23 protein-coding genes and 1 tRNA gene are annotated in these 19,812 nt (G+C 66.5%); 14 read left to right on the top strand and 10 right to left on the bottom strand.

Annotation, left to right across the window (positions count from 1 at the left end):
* The first annotated feature begins 31 nt into the window (after window positions 1-31).
* The 5 genes from ACAG21_RS03385 (at window position 32) to ACAG21_RS03365 (ending at window position 5,000) form a co-directional block, all read left to right on the top strand.
* Window positions 32-991 carry a metallophosphoesterase gene (locus ACAG21_RS03385; protein ID WP_370494600.1) on the top strand — a complete coding sequence of 320 codons (960 nt, stop codon included), beginning with the start codon at window positions 32-34 and terminating at the stop codon, window positions 989-991.
* Between the two features lie 29 nt (window positions 992-1,020).
* Window positions 1,021-2,094, top strand: coding sequence for a PLP-dependent cysteine synthase family protein (locus ACAG21_RS03380; RefSeq protein WP_370495022.1), 1,074 nt, complete (start codon window positions 1,021-1,023; stop codon window positions 2,092-2,094).
* 73 nt (window positions 2,095-2,167) lie between these two features.
* A tRNA-Pro gene (locus tag ACAG21_RS03375) sits at window positions 2,168-2,244 on the top strand.
* 60 nt (window positions 2,245-2,304) lie between these two features.
* Window positions 2,305-3,567 carry a hypothetical protein gene (locus ACAG21_RS03370; RefSeq protein ID WP_370494599.1) on the top strand — a complete coding sequence of 421 codons (1,263 nt, stop codon included), beginning with the start codon at window positions 2,305-2,307 and terminating at the stop codon, window positions 3,565-3,567.
* 14 nt (window positions 3,568-3,581) lie between these two features.
* Complete coding sequence (locus tag ACAG21_RS03365; protein ID WP_370494598.1) at window positions 3,582-5,000, top strand: sensor histidine kinase; 1,419 nt, start codon at window positions 3,582-3,584, stop codon at window positions 4,998-5,000.
* On the opposite strand, the gene ACAG21_RS03360 is transcribed toward ACAG21_RS03365, so the two are convergent.
* The gene (locus ACAG21_RS03360) at window positions 4,946-5,650 is read right to left on the bottom strand and encodes a response regulator transcription factor (protein WP_370494597.1); all 705 of its coding nucleotides are present in this window, start codon (window positions 5,648-5,650) and stop codon (window positions 4,946-4,948) included. The two genes, ACAG21_RS03365 and ACAG21_RS03360, sit on opposite strands and share 55 nt — an antisense overlap.
* 217 nt (window positions 5,651-5,867) lie before the next feature.
* On the opposite strand from ACAG21_RS03360, the gene ACAG21_RS03355 reads away from it, so the two are divergent.
* Window positions 5,868-6,665 carry a hypothetical protein gene (locus ACAG21_RS03355; protein WP_370494596.1) on the top strand — a complete coding sequence of 266 codons (798 nt, stop codon included), beginning with the start codon at window positions 5,868-5,870 and terminating at the stop codon, window positions 6,663-6,665.
* On the opposite strand, the gene ACAG21_RS03350 is transcribed toward ACAG21_RS03355, so the two are convergent.
* Genes ACAG21_RS03350 through ACAG21_RS03340 form a run of 3 tightly spaced genes read right to left on the bottom strand, consistent with a single transcriptional unit; the run spans window position 6,662 to window position 9,271 of the window.
* On the bottom strand, window positions 6,662-6,976 hold the full coding sequence (locus tag ACAG21_RS03350) for a DUF732 domain-containing protein (RefSeq protein ID WP_370494595.1): 315 nt from the start codon (window positions 6,974-6,976) through the stop codon (window positions 6,662-6,664). The genes ACAG21_RS03355 and ACAG21_RS03350 overlap by 4 nt on opposite strands.
* Before the next feature lie 7 nt (window positions 6,977-6,983).
* Window positions 6,984-8,183: a PPE family protein gene (locus tag ACAG21_RS03345; protein ID WP_370494594.1), complete on the bottom strand. Its 1,200-nt coding sequence runs from the start codon at window positions 8,181-8,183 to the stop codon at window positions 6,984-6,986.
* Window positions 8,184-8,203: 20 nt separating this feature from the next.
* Window positions 8,204-9,271 carry a PPE family protein gene (locus tag ACAG21_RS03340; RefSeq protein WP_370494593.1) on the bottom strand — a complete coding sequence of 356 codons (1,068 nt, stop codon included), beginning with the start codon at window positions 9,269-9,271 and terminating at the stop codon, window positions 8,204-8,206.
* 569 nt (window positions 9,272-9,840) lie between these two features.
* On the opposite strand from ACAG21_RS03340, the gene ACAG21_RS03335 reads away from it, so the two are divergent.
* Window positions 9,841-10,407, top strand: coding sequence for a hypothetical protein (locus tag ACAG21_RS03335; RefSeq protein WP_370494592.1), 567 nt, complete (start codon window positions 9,841-9,843; stop codon window positions 10,405-10,407).
* 62 nt (window positions 10,408-10,469) lie between these two features.
* On the opposite strand, the gene ACAG21_RS03330 is transcribed toward ACAG21_RS03335, so the two are convergent.
* Together ACAG21_RS03330 and ACAG21_RS03325 are read right to left on the bottom strand one after the other, a co-directional pair.
* Window positions 10,470-10,850 (bottom strand): thiol-disulfide oxidoreductase DCC family protein, encoded by a 381-nt coding sequence (locus ACAG21_RS03330; protein WP_370494591.1) that lies wholly within the window; start codon window positions 10,848-10,850, stop codon window positions 10,470-10,472.
* A 24-nt stretch (window positions 10,851-10,874) separates the two neighbouring features.
* Window positions 10,875-11,174 (bottom strand): DUF4193 domain-containing protein, encoded by a 300-nt coding sequence (locus ACAG21_RS03325; RefSeq protein ID WP_370494590.1) that lies wholly within the window; start codon window positions 11,172-11,174, stop codon window positions 10,875-10,877.
* A 364-nt stretch (window positions 11,175-11,538) separates the two neighbouring features.
* Here ACAG21_RS03325 and ACAG21_RS03320 point away from each other — a divergent pair, with 364 nt between their 5' ends.
* Window positions 11,539-12,213 carry an HAD family hydrolase gene (locus tag ACAG21_RS03320; protein ID WP_370494589.1) on the top strand — a complete coding sequence of 225 codons (675 nt, stop codon included), beginning with the start codon at window positions 11,539-11,541 and terminating at the stop codon, window positions 12,211-12,213.
* A 1-nt stretch (window position 12,214) separates the two neighbouring features.
* Here the strand turns inward: ACAG21_RS03320 and ACAG21_RS03315 are convergent, their stop codons facing one another.
* Both ACAG21_RS03315 and ACAG21_RS03310 read right to left on the bottom strand, forming a co-directional pair.
* Entirely contained in the window at window positions 12,215-12,715 is a 501-nt protein-coding gene (locus ACAG21_RS03315) for a DUF6328 family protein (RefSeq protein ID WP_370494588.1), read from the bottom strand.
* 11 nt (window positions 12,716-12,726) lie between these two features.
* On the bottom strand, window positions 12,727-13,095 hold the full coding sequence (locus tag ACAG21_RS03310) for an STAS domain-containing protein (protein WP_139826909.1): 369 nt from the start codon (window positions 13,093-13,095) through the stop codon (window positions 12,727-12,729).
* Between the two features lie 159 nt (window positions 13,096-13,254).
* Between ACAG21_RS03310 and ACAG21_RS03305 the strand changes: the two genes are divergently transcribed.
* The 6 genes from ACAG21_RS03305 to ACAG21_RS03280 are packed head-to-tail and all read left to right on the top strand — an operon-like array spanning window position 13,255 to window position 18,867.
* On the top strand, window positions 13,255-14,136 hold the full coding sequence (locus tag ACAG21_RS03305; RefSeq protein ID WP_090607561.1) for an STAS domain-containing protein: 882 nt from the start codon (window positions 13,255-13,257) through the stop codon (window positions 14,134-14,136).
* Window positions 14,137-14,158: 22 nt separating this feature from the next.
* Entirely contained in the window at window positions 14,159-14,548 is a 390-nt protein-coding gene (locus ACAG21_RS03300; RefSeq protein WP_342927258.1) for an STAS domain-containing protein, read from the top strand.
* A complete protein-coding gene (locus ACAG21_RS03295; protein ID WP_370494587.1) occupies window positions 14,538-14,948 on the top strand; it encodes an anti-sigma regulatory factor in 411 nt (136 codons plus the stop codon). Before ACAG21_RS03300 ends, ACAG21_RS03295 begins: the two co-directional genes overlap by 11 nt.
* Window positions 14,941-15,567 carry a SpoIIE family protein phosphatase gene (locus ACAG21_RS03290; protein ID WP_370494586.1) on the top strand — a complete coding sequence of 209 codons (627 nt, stop codon included), beginning with the start codon at window positions 14,941-14,943 and terminating at the stop codon, window positions 15,565-15,567. Before ACAG21_RS03295 ends, ACAG21_RS03290 begins: the two co-directional genes overlap by 8 nt.
* The gene (locus ACAG21_RS03285; RefSeq protein ID WP_370494585.1) at window positions 15,564-17,801 is read left to right on the top strand and encodes a SpoIIE family protein phosphatase; all 2,238 of its coding nucleotides are present in this window, start codon (window positions 15,564-15,566) and stop codon (window positions 17,799-17,801) included. The genes ACAG21_RS03290 and ACAG21_RS03285 overlap by 4 nt, the downstream gene beginning before the upstream one ends.
* Window positions 17,802-17,835: 34 nt before the next feature.
* Complete coding sequence (locus ACAG21_RS03280) at window positions 17,836-18,867, top strand: iron-containing redox enzyme family protein (RefSeq protein ID WP_370494584.1); 1,032 nt, start codon at window positions 17,836-17,838, stop codon at window positions 18,865-18,867.
* A 3-nt stretch (window positions 18,868-18,870) separates the two neighbouring features.
* Here ACAG21_RS03280 and ACAG21_RS03275 read toward each other — a convergent pair whose 3' ends face one another.
* Together ACAG21_RS03275 and ACAG21_RS03270 are read right to left on the bottom strand one after the other, a co-directional pair.
* Complete coding sequence (locus ACAG21_RS03275; RefSeq protein ID WP_090607576.1) at window positions 18,871-19,080, bottom strand: CDGSH iron-sulfur domain-containing protein; 210 nt, start codon at window positions 19,078-19,080, stop codon at window positions 18,871-18,873.
* On the bottom strand, window positions 19,077-19,769 hold the full coding sequence (locus ACAG21_RS03270; protein ID WP_370494583.1) for a HemK2/MTQ2 family protein methyltransferase: 693 nt from the start codon (window positions 19,767-19,769) through the stop codon (window positions 19,077-19,079). The genes ACAG21_RS03275 and ACAG21_RS03270 overlap by 4 nt, the downstream gene beginning before the upstream one ends.
* Between the last annotated feature and the right edge of the window lie 43 nt (window positions 19,770-19,812).

Genomic DNA, 19,812 nt, shown 5'->3' with positions numbered 1-19,812 from the left:
CTGAGTCCGCAACCGGCAGTAGGCTGCGTGCATGGCTGATGTTTTGCCCGCTCTGATCCGCACCGGCGCCGTCGCGCTCGGTTCGACGGTCGCCGGCATCGGTTACGCCGCGGTCGTCGAACGCAACGCCTTCGTCCTGCGCGAGATAACCATGCCCGTCTTGTCGCCGGGTTCCACACCGCTACGCGTCCTGCATATCAGCGACCTGCACATGATGCCCAACCAGCGCCGCAAGCAGGCGTGGCTGCGCGAGCTGTCCGGCTGGGAGCCCGACTTGGTCGTCAACACCGGCGATAACCTGGCCCACCCCAAAGCGGTCCCCGCGGTCATCCAGGCGCTGGGCGACCTGCTGTCGCGCCCGGGTGTCTTCGTTTTCGGCAGCAACGACTACTTCGGGCCGCGGCTGAAGAACCCGCTGAACTACCTGACCAACCCGGCCCACCGGATCAAGGGCGAACCGCTGCCCTGGCAGGATCTGCGGGCGGCGTTCACCGAGCGCGGCTGGCTTGACCTCACCCACACGCGCCGCGAGTTCGAGGTGGCCGGCCTGCACCTGGCCGCGGCGGGCGTGGACGACCCGCACATCGACCGCGACCGCTACGAGACGATCGCGGGCCCGGCCAGCCCGGCCGCGAATCTGCGGCTGGGCCTGGTGCACTCCCCCGAGCCGCGCGTACTGGATCGCTTCGCGGCCGACGGCTACCAGCTGGTGATGGCCGGACACACCCACGGCGGTCAGTTGTGCCTGCCGTTCTACGGCGCGCTGGTGACCAACTGCGGCCTGGACCGCACCCGGGCCAAGGGGCCGTCGCGCTGGGGCGCCAACATGCAGCTGCATGTCTCCGCGGGACTGGGGACCTCCCCGTTCGCGCCGGTGCGGTTCTGCTGCCGTCCCGAAGCGACCTTGCTGACATTGATCGCCGCCCCGATGGGTGGACGGGATTCCAGCAGCAACTTGGGCCGCTCGCAGCCCGCGGCATCGCTGCGTTGAACGATCGGACCCAGATCGCGGTCCGCAGTATGTCCCGCGGCTGGACGGACAATGCGATCCGGCTGATCGAGGCCGACGCCCGCCGTAGCGCCGACACCCACCTGTTGCGCTACCCGCTGCCGTCGGCCTGGGGCACGGACGCCGACATCGCGCTGTACCTCAAGGACGAATCGACGCATATCACCGGCAGCCTCAAACACCGGCTGGCGCGCTCGTTGTTTCTGTACGCGCTGTGCAACGGCTGGATCGGCGAGGGCACCACGGTGGTCGAGGCGTCGTCGGGTTCCACAGCGATCTCCGAGGCGTACTTCGCGTCGCTGCTGGGCCTGCCGTTCGTCGCCGTGATGACGGAGAACACCAGCCCCTCCAAGGTGGCTTTGATCGAATCACAAGGCGGCCGTTGCCATTTCGTGCAGCACTCCAGCGAGGTGTACGCCGAGGCGCAACGGGTCGCCCGGGAGACCGGCGGCCATTACATGGACCAGTTCACCCACGCCGAGCGGGCCACCGACTGGCGCGGCAACAACAACATCGCCGAGTCGATTTTCGCGCAGATGCGCGACGAGAAGTACCCGATCCCGGAGTGGATCGTCGTCGGCGCGGGCACCGGCGGAACCAGCGCGACGATCGGGCGCTACCTGCGCTACCGCCGGCACGCCACCGGGCTGTGTGTCGTCGACCCGGAGAACTCCGCGTTCTTCCCCGCCTACGCCGAACAGCGCTACGACCTCGTGACGGAGACGTCGTCGCGGATCGAGGGGATCGGGCGGCCGCGGGTCGAGCCATCGTTTCTGCCCGACGTGGTGGACCGGATGGTCGCCGTGCCCGACGCGGGGTCGATCGCCGCCGCCCGTCACGTCAGCGCCGTGCTGGGACGGCGGGTGGGGCCGTCGACGGGGACCAACCTGTGGGGCGCCTTCGGGCTGCTGGCCGAGATGTTCGCTGCGGGCCGCAGCGGCTCGGTGGTGACGCTGATCGCCGACAGCGGCGACCGCTACGCCGACACGTATTTCAGCGACGAATGGGTCGCCGCGCAGGGGCTCGATCTTGTTGGGCCCGCCGCGGCGCTGGTCGAATTCGAACGCAACAGCAGCTGGACGTAGCTCTCGCGGGGGGCCTGCTGCCAGCGGTTTGGGCAGTCGGCGGGCCGGTGCGATAGGCTGTCGTGGCTTCAAGCGGGGTGTGGCGCAGCTTGGTAGCGCGCTTCGTTCGGGACGAAGAGGCCGTGGGTTCAAATCCCGCCACCCCGACCAGTTTTGCGGCTGGCAATTCCTAAGCGTTAACTCAGCGACTCCTCTGTACCTTCGGGCGCCATGAGCCAGATGCTGCGTTCCCTGACCCTCCGCACACCCCGCCGGATGCTCAGCAAGGTCCCTGAGGTCACCGTGTGGTTCTGGATCATCAAGATCCTGTGCACCACCGTCGGCGAGAGTTTCGCCGACTGGATCAGCACCACGGTCGGCATGGGCCTGAGCGTGACGGCGCTGATCTTCACCGTCGCCCTGGGCATCGTCTTGAGTTTCCAGTTGATCCTCGACCGCTACGTGCCAATCGTGTACTGGCTGGCGGTGGTGGTGCTGAGCATCGCGGGCACTCTCTACACCGACCTGCTGACCGACAAGCTGCACGTGCCGCTGGCGGTCAGCACGGCGGTGTTCGCGGCGACATTGGCCGTCGTTTTCGGGGTTTGGTATGCCCGGGAGCGCACGCTGTCGATCCACAGCATCGTCACGACGCCGCGCGAGCTGTTCTATTGGCTGGCCGTGCTGGTTACCTTCGCCCTGGGTACTGCCGTCGGCGACTGGACGCTGCAGCTCACCGGCTGGGGGCCGGGCACCTCAGTGCTGCTGCCGGCCGCGCTGATCGCCTCGATAGCGCTCGGCTGGCGGATGGGCGCCAACCCGGTGCTGTCCTTCTGGCTGGCCTACATCCTGACCCGCCCGCTGGGCGCTAACCTCGGCGACTGGCTGGCCTCCTCGCCGGCCAACCACGGTCTGGGATGGGGGACCGCGATCACCAGCGCGATCTTCCTGGCCACGATCCTGGCCACAGTCGGGTACCTCATGGTCAGCCGCAGCGACGTCATCGATCACGAAACCCCCACCCGCGCAACGACTGTCACGACCACCGCGACGCGGGAGCGGCTGATGCTGGGTTACTACACAGCCGCGGCGGTCGCTACCGGCGCACTGTTGCTCTGGAGCAGCCATGGCCACGAAGGCGCTGAAACCGAGGAGGAATCGGACTCGGTCACCACTTCCACGATCACCGCCCCCGCGCAGCCCGGGCAGCCAGCCTCGGCCTTCCCGGCGGCCGAGGTCGCCAAATTCCGATCCATCACGCAGGACACGCTGTCGAAGTTGCAGGCCGGCGATCAGGCCGGCGCCAAGGCCCGGATCAAAGACCTGGAAACCGCATGGGATGACGACGAGTCCAAGCTCAAGCCGATCGACCAAAACGCGTGGCACACCCTCGATAAGCAGATCGATGGCGCACTGGCCGCCGTCCGGGCCCCGATGCCCAACCCGGCCACCGAGAAGCAGCGCGTGACCGCATTGTTGGGCGCGCTGCAGTAGTACGGTCCGTGCTGATGGCACATTCAGGCCGAACGCCGACACTGCTACACCCGCGCGCGTGGAGCATCTCGGCGCGCTCGGCGTTGGTGTCGGCGACGGTCATCCTGGTGGCGCTCATCATGGCCGGCGCGATCCTGCTGTTGGTGTTGTACTTCGCGCTGATCTCGGCCGCTGACGACGCGGCGGCGAGTCGGCTGCGCGACATCGTCAAGACCCTGCAATCCGAAACCACCCCCGACCTCGATCCACCCCTGCTGGCCACCGACCAACGCATCGTCGCCGTCCAAATCTTCAACGGCGCAGAGCATTCGGTGGCTTCGTCGAGTTCCACCCCCGAGCCGCCGATGATGACGCTCAACGCGATCGGAAGCACCCCGCGGATCGGAATCACCGGCGCGGCAGTGCGGATGCACGACGTCCGGGTGGCCGCGCAGTCACTCGAGACGCCCACGGGACGTTACGTCGTACTCGTCGGGGCCGGCACCGACGACGTGGAAGCCACCGTCTCCACCGTGGCGATCGGGCTGGCCGCGGCCGCGCCGTTGGTCATCGCGGCGGCGAGCGTAGCCACCTACGTTCTGGTGCGACGGTCGCTGCGTTCGGTGGAAGCGATTCGCTCCCGGGTTGCCGATATCAGCGCCTCCGACCTCTCCGAGCGGGTGCCGGTACCACCGCAACGCGACGAGATCTTCACGCTGGCAACGACAATGAATCAGATGCTGTCCCGACTTGAATCCAGCCAAGCCGTCCAGCGCCGGTTCATCGCCGATGCCTCCCATGAACTGCGCAGCCCGCTGTCCACGGTGATCTCGGCACTCGAGGTCGGCGTCGCCCACCCCGAGCTGCTCGACGATCGGCTCGCCGCAGACACGCTGCTGCCGGAAGCGCATCGGATGCAGGCGCTGGTGGAGGACCTGCTGCTGCTGGCCCGCGCCGACGAACGCGGGCTGGCGCTGCGCCGCACCGACACCGACCTCGACGACCTGGCCCTCGCCGAGGTCACCCGGCTGCGGCGCGAGACGACGCTGCACGTGCATGCCGAACTCGCTCCGACTCGGCTGGTCGGCGACGCGAGCGCCCTGGCGCGCGTGCTGCGCAACCTGTTCGACAACGCGGCGCGCCATGCGACTTCGCGCGTGGAGGTGACGGTGCGCCCCGATGACGGTCGAGCCTGGCTGACCGTGGCCGATGACGGTCCCGGGATCGCACCGGCCGATCGGCGACGGGTGTTCGAGCGGTTCGTCCGCCTGGACAACGATCGCTCCCGCAGTGGCGGCGGCACCGGACTGGGACTGGCCATCGTGTTCGAAATCGTTGCCGCGCACGGCGGTAGCGTGCGTATCGACGACCGCGCCGGTGGCGGCACCGCGGTGGTCGTTCAGCTCCCGCTGGTCGCCGCGACGCCGGCGTCCTCGCCGGCCTCCAGCCGGTAGCCGACCCCACGCACCGTCGCAATTGTGTTGGTGCCGAACGGGAAATCGATCTTGCGCCGCACATAGAAGACATAGACCTCGACGAGGTTGTCGTCACCGGAGAAGTGCGGATCCCAGACGTTGTGCAGGATGTCGGTCTTGCTCACCACGGTGCCCTTGTTGCGCATCAGGTAGTGCAGCAGCCCGTACTCGCGCGGTGTCAGCGCGATCGTGTCTTCGTTGCGGCGCACGATGCGCCGCGCCGGGTCCAGCGACAACGTGCCCGCGGTCAACACCACCGGGCGGTGCGGGGCGCCGCGACGAACCAATGCTCGCAGCCGCGCGACCAGCACGATGAATGAGAACGGTTTGGTCAGATAGTCATCGGCACCCAGGTCGAACGCGTCCGCCTGCTCGTAGTCGCCGTCTTTAGCGGACAGCATCAACACCGGTGTCCACACCTGGGCGGCGCGCATGCGGCGCACCACCTCGTAGCCGCTGAGCCCGGGCAGCATGATGTCCAAAATGATGGCGTCGAAACGGTGCTCGGTGGCTTCCCACAACCCGTCGTTACCGTTGTCGGCGGTCGTCACCACACATCCCTCGGCGCGCAAGCCCATCGTCAGCGTCGCCGCCAGCCGTGGCTCGTCCTCGACGACCAGCACCTTCACCCGCACGACTCCTTCTTTAGCGGCGCGATCCGTCAGACCCCTGGCAATCATCTTGCGCCTGTTCGTCAAGGCCACGGTGGCACGGGAACGCTGAGAGAGCGCTTAGTACGTTCTGATCGTCCGGCGCACAGCTGACCCATACACAGTCTCAGCGTCCTCTCAACTCGGCTCGGCAAGTATGAAGACAGACGGTCCGCACATCGACAGGTGATCACCCATGAGCGAGATGACGAAGGATGCGTTGAGCAAGGTACCGGCGGTGACCCTTGGCTTTTGGGTCATCAAGGTGCTGGCGACGACGCTGGGCGAGACGGGCGGCGATACCGTCACGATGACGCTGGATTGGGGATATCTGGCGGGCGTAGCCCTGTTCGGCGGCACGCTGATCGCGCTGGTCGTCGCACAGATTCTGGCCAAGCGCTTCCACGCGGTCCTGTACTGGCTCACGATCGTGGCCTCGACGACCTTCGGCACCGTGCTGGCCGACTTCGCCGACCGCTCGCTCGGGATCGGTTACGCGGGCGGCTCGCTCCTGCTGCTTATTCTCTTGCTGGCCACCCTGGGGCTCTGGCACTGGTCGCAGGGAACGGTGTCGGTGAACACCGTCTCGACGCCGAAAGTCGAAGCCTTCTACTGGGCCACCATCACCTTTTCCCAGACCCTGGGCACCGCCCTCGGCGATTGGCTTGCCGACGACGGGGGCCTCGGGTACGAGGGCGGTGCGCTGGTGTTCGGCGTCGCGTTGCTCGTGGTCGCGGGCCTGTATTTCTGGACGAGCATCTCGCGCGTCACCTTGTTCTGGGTCGCTTTCATCCTGACTCGGCCGCTCGGCGCGACGGTCGGCGATTTCCTCGACAAGCCCGTCGACCACGGCGGCCTGAACCTGAGCCGCCCGCTGGCTTCCGCGGTTCTGGCGGTCGTCATCATCGTCCTGATCATCGTGCTGCCGCAGCGGCCGGGCCGGCATCCCGGCGTGGAATCGGTGCAGGCGGAGCCGGACCTCACGGCTGATTAGTTCCCGCCGCCGCTGCCGAGGAGTTCCGGGCAGTAAGCACTAGCCGCGGCGTGGGCGAACCGAGCGGCTTTGGCCATGGTGAAGGCTGGGTTGAGATCTTTGATGTCGCGGACGATATCGAGCTGCGAGGTCCCGGAATTGGCCAAGTCGCAGACCTTTTGGCCCGCCTTGATCGCGCGGTCCGGGCTCGGATAGGTGATGCCCGCGTTAGTGAGCGCGGCGAGAAACGCGTCGTCGGTGGCATCGGCGTGGGCCGGTGCGGCCAGGCCGACCACGGCGACGACGCTTGCCAGGAGCGGGATGGCTTTCATCGATCCCCTAACCCGCGGCCGGTGGGCGCCCGATGACGCGGGGGCGGAACCCGTAGATGGGGTCGGCGAATTCGTCTTCGTGTGGACCGGGAATGCCGGCCAGCGGCACCCCCGGCATACCCACTGCCCCAACCTCTTCCATCACCATCGGGGTGGCGGCGCCGAAGCCGTGGTAGGCCCCGGCCCCGATCCGGGTCGTGGTGGCAACCGTGCTGACCGTCGCCCCGGTGCCGGCCCAACTCAGTGGGGTCGACAGGGCTCCCACCAGGTTGGCCTCGCCGAGGGCCGCCGATGCCGCCGCGCCGGGCAGGCTCGTCGTTGCCGACATAGCGGCGGCGCCGCCCAGGCCGGCCGCCAGATCCTCCAGCCCCGACGTAGTTGCGCCCACCGCACCCAGGCCGCCGATCGTCACCGCCGAATCGATGAATGATGTCGGGTTCAGGATCCCGTTGGTGGTGAAGGCGTTCGACAGGCCCGACACGGAGGGATTGTTGAGGAAAGCCCCAATCAGGTTCTGGTTGGAGTTGCTGAAGAGGTTCATGATGCCGGCCAGGCCCTCGGTGGACGTATTCGAATTAGGCGAAAGGCCAAGCCAATCCCAGATATTGGTTGCCTGAGCCACCGCCGGGGCCGCCAGGGCATTGTTGACCGCGTCGGCCTGCAGGGCCGTCGCGCCCGCGGTGGTGTCGGACTGCGGTTGGCTGAACGGCGTCAGCTCGCTGGCCGCGCGCGACGCGCTGGTGTAGCTGGTCATGGCCGAGGCATCCTGTGCCCACATCTGGCCGTACTGGGCTTCGGTGGCCGCGATCGCCCCCGTGTTCTGGCCGAAGATGTTGCCTGCCACCAGATTTGCTTGGAGTGTGCGATTGGACGCGACGACCGGCGGTGGCACCGTCGCGGCAAACGCCGCCTCATAGGCGGCGGCGGCCGCGTTGGCCTGAGCGCCGGCCTGCTCGGCGGCCGCTGCGGTGGCGCTCATCCACTCCAGATACGGCTGCAGGGCGGCCGCCATCTTCTCCGAAGCCGGGCCCAGCCAGCCCTCACTGACCAATGAGCCGACGATCGCATCGTAACTGGTTGCTGCCGAACGCAATTCAGCGGCTATCGCGTTCCATGCCGCCGCGGCGGCCAACAGTGATCCGGCCCCGGGGCCGGCGTACATCTTCGCCGAGTTGACTTCCGGCGGTAGCGCCCCGAAATTCAGCATGACATTTCTCCTGAAGTCTCTTAGCCGGCCGCCGGCGGACGCGGGATGACCACGGGGCGAATCCCGTACCTGGGAATGGAGCGGCGTAACCTGCGGCCGTTACCGGCCAGCGGTCCCGCGACGCCGCCCGGCCCGCCCGCCGCGGACGACCCGGTGTCACTCACCCCCGTGACCGGCGCCGCCGCTTGAGCGGGGGTGATGTTGGCGGCGGAGACCCAGCTCTGTGGCACCGACATCGACCCGACCAGATGTGCGTTGCCAACCCCGGCCGATGCGCCGGACAAGCCGCCCAACGGGACAGTGTTGGATGCCAAGGCGGCAGTTCCGGCGCCTTCCGCGCCGAAGCCGAACTCCTCCAGACCCGACATGATCGTGGCGCTCGACCCCATGGCACCCACACCCACCGCCGATGCCAGGATGGTTTGCGGGTTGAACGGACCGCCGCCAAGTGAACCGGTGACGACCGAGTTGCTGAAAAAGGTGCTCCCCAGAAAGCTTCCGAGCGCGCTGTTGTTCGACCCGTCCAACAGACCGGTCAGGTAATCGGTCAAGGATCCTTGGGGTGCTGCGGCAGCGGCCGCCGCGTTGACCGCTTGGGAGACGGCCTCATTTTGTCCCGCCCCCGCGTCGGGGGCGGTGTTCGCCTGCGGCAAGGTGAACGGCGTCAGCTGTACCGCGGAGATCGTCGCCATGGCGTAGCCATTCATCGCTGCGGCATCCTGGGCCCACATCTCGACGTACTGGGCTTCGGTCGCCGCGATCGCCGGTGTGTTTTGACCGACGATGTTGCTGGCCACCAGGTTTGCCAGCAGCGTGCGGTTGGCCGCCACGACCGGCGGAGGCACGGTCATCGCGAACGCGGCCTCGAATGCGGTCGCGGCCGCGTTCGCGTGCATGCCGGTCTGCTCGGCCTGCGCGGCGGTGCTGTTGAGCCACGCTATGTAGGGCGCGGCCGCGGCGAACATCGACGTCGATGACGGGCCGTGCCAGCCTGCACTGGTCAGGTCTCCGATCACCGAACCGTAACCGGTTGCCGCCAAACGCATTTCGGCTGCCAGCGCGTACCAGGCAGCGGCGGCTGACAGCAACGGTCCCGATCCTGGTCCGGAATACATTCTTGACGAATTGACTTCGGGCGGTAACGCCGCAAAATCCAGCATCTTTGCCCTCGGCCCCTAATGCGCCGCGGCGGCGTAGGACGGGCCCGGGAAAGACCGCACACCGGTCACGGCGCGCTGGTCGGATTGGATATTGGGTTTCATCAGCGGTCTCCGTACTAGGTGTGGTGGCGCGGGCGGCTTCGCCGACGACTGCTTCACGTGGTGTTCTTGCCGGGAGCCGGGCAGATCTTGGCAAATCGATCCGATCCCGCAGCGAGCGAAATCGTTGTCGACGAGCAGCACTCCCCGAAGTTGCTCACAGCGCTCGACGCTACAAGTTCGTCGCTGAGTCATCGCTGAGGAATTATTGGAATATGGCCTGTATCAGCTGTCGAATCTCGCCTGATCTTCTCCCGCCGTCCATACCGCGATATTTTCGGCATTTGCTCTGCCCACTGCGCGGCAGCCATGGCACCCATCGGTCCGGCTAACGCTGCCGACCCCGTCAGCAGTCGTCACCTCGCCTAGGCCGCAACCCCGCATTAAACTTGGCGCGCATGGCGGCGGTCAGGTCTATCCCCGAGCTGCGCGAGACGAGCGCGCGCGGGACCAACCTGCGCGCTTGCGAGTCGAAGGACCAATCTTCTTACCACCCAACTCTTTTAGAGATCGCACAACGGCAACAGGAGCTCGACGTCTGGGAGGCGCTGCAGGTCGGCGGCTACCGATTCGCCAAACCGGGCACGATCATCAGCTTTCTGATCTCCGCCGTCATGCTGGTTCTCGCGCTCACGCCGATCCCGCCGAATTGGCCATGGAACATCCCGCTGGTCATCGTCGCCATCTTCGGTGCCGTGGCCATGGTGGTCTGTGGCCTGTTGTGGTTCGACACTCCGAAAGCCGGCCCGCGCCCGGAGCCGCTGGCGATCGTGCCGTTCTCACGGGCGGAGAACCTGCACCTGATGAGCACGCAACCCGTCGAGCCGTACCTCGCGACCTGCACCTGCCCCGGGTGTGGCGGCGAGTCCACCCATCTGGTTCGCCAGCCCGTCGAGGACGAGCCGGACTGGTCGACGGCTATTCGGCAGTGCCGCGCCTGCGGGCGCGAGTGGGCGCAGCGTTAGGTTACTCGGCGTAGCTGGTCGAAAAGCTCACGCGCAGAATACGATTCGCGCAGTAATCGCGACTATGCGCAACGTTCCGGCTCGGCCTCACACAGCGGCGTCGCACCGCGGAACCGGTAGCGGTGCGACGAAACCCACCGATAGATGAAGTTCTGCGACGCCCCAACACCGGGGATCCGATAGATCCATAGCGGGATGCGCGTACCCAGCGCCGCCGACAGGGCCGCGTTCATCGCGTGCGCCCCGGCCAAGACCGCTCCGGAAGAATCCACCCACCAAGCGGATTCGAGCATTCGGTCGTCGGTGACGCCGAGTCGGTCGGCCATCCCGGGCGTCTGCATCGGTTCGACGCGCAACATGCCGGTCCGGTCCCACCGAACCAACGCGTTGACCGCCCGGGTGCACACCCCGCACCGGCCGTCAAAAACTAGAACGCCGTGCATCCTTCGAGTGTAGTTCCCGACGCACTAGGCACAATCGGTGCAAATGGCCCGGCCCGAGATTGACAGGACCATCCGGTGCCGGTGCTGGACCAGGAAGCAACTCGTGCAGGTGAATTCGTCGGACCGCTGCGGAATAACCGTCACGGCCAATTCCTCGCCGGACAGATCCGCGCCGGGCAGCTCGAAGAAATGCACATCGTTGGGGTCCTCGTCGACAACCGCCGTGGACGATCCCGACAAGTTCGGATCCAGTTGGCTCAGCTCGGATTCCTGGCTGTCGGCGTCGGTCACGCGACGTGCGTCGTAATCGCTTGCGGTCTTCATGGGCATACCCTTTCCTGCAAAGTGGCGGGATGACGCACGTCCGATGTACTCCCCCGTGGCACAGTCGTTACCCCATTCCGCAGCACCCCACACTGTGGCAAATCTAAGAAAATTGCCCGAACGGCAATTCGGTGTGTGCAGACTGCCGAGCGAACGCGATCAGCTGCTCGGCGGGGGCGCGTGGTGCGGGCATGGTCAACCGGGTGGTCCATCCCCACTCCTTGCGAATCGTGTTGCGGATTACCGCTATTCACGTCGAGTGGACGCATATGGTTCACAGTCGGACGCCCAGAGCGCCGCGCCTACACGTTCCGGGCGGTTAAAAGACCGTGTCAGGCGACCCCCAGGCGGGTATGCCGCAGCGATGAATGCTCCCGCTGTCCTGTTCGACGTGGACGGAACCCTGGTCGATTCCACCTATCTGCACGTCTATGCCTGGCAACGCGCCTTCGACGCCGAGGACCTCGCGGTCGCAGCGTGGAAGATCCACCGAGGCATCGGCATGGACGGCTCGACGCTGGTGCGCACCCTGTCCGACGATGCCCCGGCGGACGTGCAAGAACGGCTCAGCGATGGGCACAGCCGCTACTACCGGGAGATATCGGGGCTGCTCGCACCATTGCCCGGTGCGCGAGAATTGCTGCACCGGGTCGCCGATCTGGGCCTGCAGGTCGTACTGGCCAGCTCGGCGCCCGAGGACGAACTCGAGACGCTGCGCAAGGTGCTCGACTGCGACGACGTGATCTCAGCATCGACGTCGTCCCGCGACGTCGACACTGCCAAACCCGAGCCGGGCATCGTGCAGGTGGCGCTGGACCGGGCTGGGGTCACCGCCGAACAGGCGGTGTTCGTCGGCGACGCCGTCTGGGACGCCCACGCCGCCAAGGCAGCCGGAGTTCCATGTATCGGCGTGCTCAGCGGCGGCGTCTCCGCTGCCGAACTGCAGGCGGCCGGCGCATCACCGATCTTCGACGACCCGCGGGACCTGCTCGATCACTTGGACTCCACCCGCGTCGCGGCGCTCGCGCGCAGCCGCTGAGCTACAGACTGCGGGTGCGCAGCGACAGCGGCAGCGCCCACCAGAAGAAGGTGAACAGCGTGAGCGCACACGCTCCCGCGATCACTCCCGCGGCGGTCCCCGCGACCGCCACAAAGATAATGACCGTCACCCCGGTCAGCGCCAGTCCCAGCAGGGCCAGCCCGGCGAACGCGCACCGGTGCGCGGCCGACACCAGCACCTGCAGGCGATGCCGCCGGAACAGCAGCCGGTGGATGCCGACCGGGGCGATCAGCAGCACCGTCGCCCCCACCGAACATCCCACTGTCACCAGATAGGCGATCCGCATTCGTTGATCGAGCACGTCGAATCGCTGCTGAAACGGGAGGGTCAGGAGGAACCCGGTGAGCAACTGCACGCCGGTCTGAACCACCCGCAGTTCTTGCAACAGGCTGTTCCAGTTGCGGTCCAGCCGCTCGATTTCGGTCTCACCGCGCTTATTGCGGTCCCACCGCTGGTCGTCTTCCGGGTGGTCGACATCCATGGAGGCGAACGTCAGCGGTTGAGTTTGCCGTCTCGCACGCCGGTCAACGCGTCGTCGAGCGTCGGATACAGGGGGAACGTCTTGTCCAGACCAGTCAGGTGGATCGGACGCCGGGTCGCCGGACCGCGCGCGACCACGCCGAACTCGGCCGACTTGCCGAGTTTCTCGTAGGTCGCCGCCAGGATCTTCAGCCCGACCGAACCGAGGAACTCCACCGCGGACAGGTCGATGACCAGCGCCGTCGGCCCTTCAGCAACGACCGCACCGATGGCTTGCTCCAGGGCCGGAGCGGTGACCAAATCGATTTCACCGCTGACACTGACCACGGACACCCCATCGTGGTCCGCAACCAACGTGGTAATCGAATCAGGAGCTGACAATGGCGATCCTTCGTCTGGGCCTTAAGTGTGGTGCAAGCCTAACCTGCCGTGCGAACTGCGAGAAGAAGAAGACCTCAACACCTGCCCCGCGTCAAACCAGGCTAGTCTCCCCATAGAACCTGCGCACTGCGGAGCGCGACGCGGCACACGGGAGGCCAGATGTCAGATTCCAGCAGCACCGGCACCACCGCAAGTGTCTCCAGCGAAGGTCTGCTTCCCCAGCTAGTGCAGCACCTGCGGCAAAATCGCACGGTTCTGCGCGAGGAGTGGGCCCGACGAATCACCGAGGCCGAACTGCTCACCGCGATGACGCCGGAGGAACTCTTCTCCGAAGCGACCGCCGTCTACGACAACTACGTCGAGGTGCTCGAAACCGGTAGCGTCGAGGCGCTGCAGGCCTACGCCCGCGACCTGTCCGAGCGCATCATCCCCCGAGGGGTGGAAACCGACGAGGTTCTCGGCATCGTGCTGCTGCTGCGTGACGTGCTGGCGCGCTCGCTGTTCGAGAAGTATCAAACCGAGTTCGAGATGCTCAACCGAGTGCTCGACGCCTATGAACCGGCCGCCAACCGCATCGCCAACACCGTGGGCGTGTCCTTCGTGCAGGAGCGCGAGCGCATCATCCGCCAGCAGCAGGAGGCGATCCGCGAGCTCTCCACGCCGGTGCTGCAGGTGCGCGAGCAGCTGCTGATTCTGCCGATCATCGGTGTGCTGGACAGCCAGCGCGCCCGCCAGGTCACCGAGCAGCTGCTGCGAGCCATCCGCGCCAACCGCGCGAAAGTCGTCGTCATCGACATCACCGGTGTGCCGACCATCGACTCCACGGTGGCCAACCACCTGGTGCAGACGGTCGACGCGTCCGGTCTGATGGGTGCCAGCGTGATCATCACCGGCTTGTCCTCGGAGATCGCCCTGACGCTGGTGACGATCGGCCTGGATCTGTCGAAGATGAACGCCGTCGGTGACCTGCAGGGTGGTATCGAAGAAGCCGAGCGGTTGCTCGGTTACGAAGTCACGCGCACCGGCGAGCTGACCGGGTGAGCACAACTGACACGGGCCCCGGATGCCAGTACCCATCCTGAAGCAGGGCTCGATCCTGATCGCCTCCGTGCAGGCCGCACTGACCGATTCCGACGCTGAACGACTGCGGTACGACCTGATGGAGCGGGTCAGCCAATTCCGCGCCCAGGGCATCATCGTCGATGTCACGGCGATCGACGTGATGGATTCCTTTGCGGCACGTTCACTGCGGACGATCGCCCACATGACCCGGCTGCGCGGCGCCGATACCGTGATCGTGGGTTTGCAGCCCGAGGTGGCCTTTGCGATGGTCCAGCTGGGACTTGCGTTCGACGACATGAACACCGCGTTGGATCTCGAAGAAGGCCTCGCGCTGCTGAATCGCCAACGGGGAGTAGGGAAACCGACGATCGGGCGCGACGGTGGCGGGTGACATTGTCGTCGCTATCAACAATCCCGACGACATCGTCGCAGCCCGCAAAGCCGGTCATCAGCTCGCGCTAGAACTCGGGTTCTCGCTGACCGACGTCACGATGATCGCCACGGCAATCTCCGAAATCGCGCGAAACATCACCAGCTACGCGGGACGCGGCGCGGTGCGAGTCTGGGTGGCCCAGCGCGACGGTCGCCAGGCACTGGTCGTTCGCGCCGAGGACGACGGTCCGGGCATCGCCGACATCGAGCGGGCCATGGAAGACGGTTACTCGACGGGTCGCGGGCTGGGCATGGGCCTGCCCGGGTCGCGCCGTTTGATGGACCGGCTGATCGTCGAATCCGCACTCGGCAAGGGAACGGTCGTCGAAATGTGGAAGTGGGTTCCCGACCGTGCGTGAAAACGGCCGGCTAGGACCTATCGAGTGGGCGAACGCGGGGCGCCCGCTACCCGGCGAGCACACCAGCGGCGACCGAAAAATCGCGGTCGCCATCGACGACGACGCCGCTCTGTTCGGTGTGGTCGACGGCCTGGGCCACGGCCCTGCCGCCGCCAGCGCCGCGATGCGCGCCGTCGACGCGGTCCAGCGGGCGGCCGGCGAACGACTCGAGGTCTTGATCCAGCTGTGCCACCGCGTGTTGGGTGGCACCAGAGGAGTCGCGATGACGTTGGCGCGGGTGGATTTCGAAGCGAAAACGCTCACCTGGACCGGGGTGGGAAATGTCAGCGCCCACCTGGTCTCCAAGGATGTGACCGGCGCACACATCCGGTCCAGTGCACGCCTGGCCGCTGGCATCGTCGGCTATCGCATCCCGGAAATCCGGCCCGCTCAGGTGGTACCACTGCGCGTCGGCGACTTGATCGTGCTGGCCAGCGATGGCATCACCGAAGATCACCTGGACCACATCGACTTCGCCGCGTCGGCCATGGTGATCGCCGACCACATTTTGGGTAAGTACGCCAAGGAGACCGACGACGCCATGGTGCTTGCCGCGCGTCACCGGGGAGCCTCATCATGACCGATACAGCCGATTTTCACACCCAATATCTCGCCGCGCTGCGCAGCTATGTGGACGAGCGCGACGACAACATCCTGGCCATCGCCCACGAGCTCGGACGCCGGGCGTTGCAGGAACAGATCAGCATGCTCGACATCATCGAGAACCACGTCCGGCTGGTCCTGGAGATGTCCGAGGACATCCACGTCGATGCACCGGTCGCGCTGGAATTCCTGCTGCAGACCCTGGCGCCGCTCGACGTCGCGACGCGCGGATTCCTGGACGGCACCAGGCGCTACGCGGAGCAGCGGGCCCGTGCCGACGGGCTCGCCGACCGGGACAAATTCCGTACCGCCCTGGTGAATTCGTTGCAGGAAGGCTTCTTCGTCGCCGATCATGAGGGCTCGATCATCGAGATCAACAACGCCTTCATCGAGATCCTCGGCTATCCCACCGAGGGCTTGCCCTACCGCTGGCCGCACCCATGGCTGGTCGACAAGAAGACGGCGCGAGAACACCAGTCCCGGGTCCGCAGCGAAGGCGGCACCCAGTACGAGACACCGATTCGGCATCGGGACGGGCACCTGGCCTGGGTGATGGTGAGCATCAATGCCGTCAAAGAATCCGAAACCGCTGAAGCGGTCTACGTGGGCACGATTCGCGACGTCACCGCCGAACGGGCCTTCGCGGCCCGTGAGAGTGCGGTCCTGCGCTTGGCCACCGCCGTGGCAATAGCGAAAAGCGTGGCCGAACTGCTGGAGATCACCCTCGACGAATGCCGCACGGCGATCGGCGTCCAGCGGGTGATCGCCGTGACCTGGCCGGGCGGCGACGGCGAACCGACGGTGCAGGTGGCCGGCGAACCCGCCGTGACAACGTGGCGCGGACTGGATCCCTGGTTGCGTGACACCTTTCAGGATGCCCGCCAGCAGCTGCCGCTGACGGCCAAAACCGTTGAGCGGACCAATAAGCCCGGGAAAGCTCAGGGATTGGTCGCGGTGCTCTCCGGCACCGGAGACCTTGCCTTGTGGCTGGAGCTGGGTGCACCGCGCTGGCTCAGCGCGGAGGATCGGCTGTTGGTCACGGTGCTGATCGGTCATCTCAGTCTGGCCATGCAGCATGTGCGCCAATTCGAAAGTGCCCGTGAGACATCGCTGACGCTGCAGCGCGCGATGTTGCCGCCCATCGAGTCGCCGCCGGGATTCGCGATGCGCTACGAGCCCGCCGTCCCGCCGTTGGAGATCGGCGGCGACTGGTACGACGTACTCTCGATCGGCGATCACCGCATCGGCATCGTCGTCGGCGACTGCGTGGGGCGGGGCCTGCCCGCCGCAGCGATCATGGGCCAGTTGCGCAGTTCGGCGCGCGCGCTGTTGATCAACGGCGCCGGCCCCGCAGTGGTGCTCGAGCAACTCGACCTGGCCGCCTCGCTCATTCCGAATGCGTACTGCACCACCGTTTTTCTGGCGATCCTGGACACCGAATCCGGCATCTTGGAGTACAGCAACGCCGGACATATGCCCGCGGTGCTCGCCGGACCGTCAGGCAACACGGTGCTCACCGATGCCCGGTCGGTGCCACTGGCGGTCCTTCGAGACGAACCTCGCCCGCAAGTCTCCCGGCGGCTACCGTCCGGCTCGACGCTGATGGTGTTCACCGACGGATTGGTGGAACGCAAACACGAGGCGCTCGATGACGGAATAACCCGCGCCGCAGACGTTTTGGTGGAGACAAGGACGCTGCCGTTGGACACCGTCGCCGATGCGGTGCTGCGCGAACTGGCGCCGGCGGGCGGATACGACGACGATGTGGCGATGGTGATCTACCGGCACCAGCAAGCACCGCTACGGATAGAAACACACGCTATCGCTGACGAACTGGCCACCATCCGGCATCGGCTGGCCGACTGGCTCAGGGCCGCCGATGTCCCGGACGAACTCATCGACGACATCGTGCTGGTCGTCAACGAGGGATGCACCAACTGCGTCGAGCACGCCTACCGCGGACACGGCCTCGGGACGACGCTGCTCGAGGTCGAGACGGTGGACGGCCAGGTCCGTACCCGCATCACCGACCGCGGTTCCTGGAAACCGCCGGCGATCAACCCGGGCAACAGCGGACGCGGCCTGATCCTGATGCGCGCCATCAGCGACATGATGCAGATCGACAGCAGCCCAACCGGAACCGTCGTCGACATCACCTTCCGGCTACCGGCAGCACCCGCCGGCGACGACGACTGGTCCGGCGGCCGTTAGAAAGGACACCGTTTGCCATGACCCCATCCGTGGTATGTCCCACGACGTGACCCGCGCGACGATCAGCATCGAACCCGCCCTGCCGGCGGCACACGGCCCACTGTCGACGGCCGTGCATCGGGCGCTGGCCGGGCCGTCATCCGCAGACCACCTCGCGCGGATCGGTTCGTCGGTGGGTGATTCGGATCCCTACGGCCTCGACCTGCAGCTGGCCCTGTGCATGTGCTACGAGCTGCACTACCGGGGTTTTGCGGGCGTGGATCCGGGCTGGGAGTGGAATCCCGACCTGCTGCGGCTGCGCGCCGAACTCGAGCGGGCCTTCCTGTCGGGTGTGCGCCGCGATGTCGGCCCGATCGAACCCGACCGGACCGCGACGGCGGAGATGGACGCGATTTCCGTCGAACCCGTCAACGGCACCGGTCCGTCCTACTACCTGCGCGACACCGGGACCTGGCAGCAGATGCGCGAGTACTTCGTGCACCGATCGATGTATCACCTCAAGGAGGGCGATCCGCATGCCTGGGCCATCCCGCGGCTGACGGGCGGCGCCAAGGCGGCATTCGTGGCGATCGAATTCGACGAGTACGGCGCCGGGCAGGGCCACCGACTACACCAACAGCTGTTCGCGGACCTGATGGCGGCGGCGGATCTGGACTCCACCTACCTGGGATACCTGGACGCCGTGCCCGCCGAAGCGCTGACGGTGGTCAACCTGATGTCACTGTTCGGCCTGCACCGCCGGCTGCGCGGCGCGGCGATCGGACATTTCGCCGCCACGGAGATCACGTCGTCGCCGGGATCGCGGCGGATGGCTCAAGCGCTCGAGCGGATGGACGCACCACCGGCGTGCGTCGCGTTCTACCGCGAGCACGTCGAGGCTGACGCCGTGCATGAACAGGTGGTGCGCTTCGACGTGGTGGGTGATCTGGTCGCCCGCGAACCGGAGCTGGACCGCGACATCGTCTTTGGGATGCGGGCCCTCGTGGTGGTCGAGGATCGCCTCGCCGACACCATCCTGACGTCCTGGAAGCAGGACCAGACGTCGTTGCGGCGACCGCTTAATTAGGCCTCAATCAGGCTTGGTGCCAACGCCTTCGACGTGCCGGCAGCGGCGGTGGCTGGTGTCGCACAACGGATATTCGCGGCTGCGCCCACAGGTGCAGATGGCCACCATGAACCGGTCGGATTCGACGACCCGTCCGTCGTCGACTTCGATACGCACCGGCCCCGGTAGCAGGATTGGCCCCTTGGGGACCACACGTACCCGGGTGCCGGTCATCGCTTGTCCGCCCTGATCACCACCAGGTCCTCTTCCCGGCAGCCCCGCGGCACCAGACCGATCTGCTCCAACCAGCGCGCGCGCTGGGTTAGCACGGGCCCGAATGGAATTCGTTCGGCGGCAACCACATCGGCGTTCAGCCCGGTAGAGCGCAAGTAGTCCAGCGAACGGTGCAGGCCGGCTAGGGCCGACTGGACCAAGAGCAGGGATCCGCCGTCGCACAACAAGTCTGATGCCGCCGCGCAAAGCGGGTCCAGCACCCGTCGGCCGTCTTGGCCGGCGTTCCACGCCCATGACGGCCCTACTCCCGGCGAGACCATGTCGATGTCGTCCTCCGGCGGGGTCGGCACGTAGGGCGGGTTGGCCACCACCACCTCGAACGGTGCGCATCGCAGGGCGGCGATCCACGAGCCTTCCCGGACATCGACATCGACACCCGCGCCGACCGCATTGCCCTGGGTGGAACTCACCGCGTGCGGGCAGATATCGAACGCCGTCACACTGGCACAACCCATTTCAGCCGCGGCAATCGCGGCGAACCCACTTCCGGTACACAGGTCCAACACCCGACGACCCGGAATCAGGCCGCTGTATCGCATTGCGCGAACCAGCAATCGGGAATCGGCTTGTGGCTGATACACAGTCGGCTCAACTAGAACGTCAGCGGTAACGGGGTACGTGCTCGTCAACGGCTGGCCTTTCGCAACATCGCCGTGGCGATCACGGCATTTT

This window comes from Mycobacterium sp. pR1184, from assembly GCF_041287235.1.
Classification (GTDB): Bacteria; Actinomycetota; Actinomycetes; order Mycobacteriales; family Mycobacteriaceae; genus Mycobacterium.
The sequence above is the reverse complement of the archived record's forward strand: the minus strand, read 5'-3'. Positions and strand labels throughout refer to the sequence as shown.

Bases quoted from the DNA above. Each gene is read 5' to 3' on its own strand.
- ACAG21_RS03385 (WP_370494600.1), top strand. From the start codon at position 32: ATGGCTGATGTTTTGCCCGCTCTGATCCGCACCGGCGCCGTCGCGCTC.
- ACAG21_RS03380 (WP_370495022.1), top strand. From the start codon at position 1,021: ATGTCCCGCGGCTGGACGGACAATGCGATCCGGCTGATCGAGGCCGAC.
- ACAG21_RS03370 (WP_370494599.1), top strand. From the start codon at position 2,305: ATGAGCCAGATGCTGCGTTCCCTGACCCTCCGCACACCCCGCCGGATG.
- ACAG21_RS03365 (WP_370494598.1), top strand. From the start codon at position 3,582: ATGGCACATTCAGGCCGAACGCCGACACTGCTACACCCGCGCGCGTGG.
- ACAG21_RS03355 (WP_370494596.1), top strand. From the start codon at position 5,868: ATGAGCGAGATGACGAAGGATGCGTTGAGCAAGGTACCGGCGGTGACC.
- ACAG21_RS03350 (WP_370494595.1), bottom strand. From the start codon at position 6,976: ATGAAAGCCATCCCGCTCCTGGCAAGCGTCGTCGCCGTGGTCGGCCTG.
- ACAG21_RS03345 (WP_370494594.1), bottom strand. From the start codon at position 8,183: ATGCTGAATTTCGGGGCGCTACCGCCGGAAGTCAACTCGGCGAAGATG.
- ACAG21_RS03335 (WP_370494592.1), top strand. From the start codon at position 9,841: ATGGCGGCGGTCAGGTCTATCCCCGAGCTGCGCGAGACGAGCGCGCGC.
- ACAG21_RS03330 (WP_370494591.1), bottom strand. From the start codon at position 10,850: ATGCACGGCGTTCTAGTTTTTGACGGCCGGTGCGGGGTGTGCACCCGG.
- ACAG21_RS03325 (WP_370494590.1), bottom strand. From the start codon at position 11,174: ATGAAGACCGCAAGCGATTACGACGCACGTCGCGTGACCGACGCCGAC.
- ACAG21_RS03320 (WP_370494589.1), top strand. From the start codon at position 11,539: ATGAATGCTCCCGCTGTCCTGTTCGACGTGGACGGAACCCTGGTCGAT.
- ACAG21_RS03315 (WP_370494588.1), bottom strand. From the start codon at position 12,715: ATGGATGTCGACCACCCGGAAGACGACCAGCGGTGGGACCGCAATAAG.
- ACAG21_RS03305 (WP_090607561.1), top strand. From the start codon at position 13,255: ATGTCAGATTCCAGCAGCACCGGCACCACCGCAAGTGTCTCCAGCGAA.
- ACAG21_RS03300 (WP_342927258.1), top strand. From the start codon at position 14,159: ATGCCAGTACCCATCCTGAAGCAGGGCTCGATCCTGATCGCCTCCGTG.
- ACAG21_RS03285 (WP_370494585.1), top strand. From the start codon at position 15,564: ATGACCGATACAGCCGATTTTCACACCCAATATCTCGCCGCGCTGCGC.
- ACAG21_RS03280 (WP_370494584.1), top strand. From the start codon at position 17,836: ATGTCCCACGACGTGACCCGCGCGACGATCAGCATCGAACCCGCCCTG.
- ACAG21_RS03275 (WP_090607576.1), bottom strand. From the start codon at position 19,080: ATGACCGGCACCCGGGTACGTGTGGTCCCCAAGGGGCCAATCCTGCTA.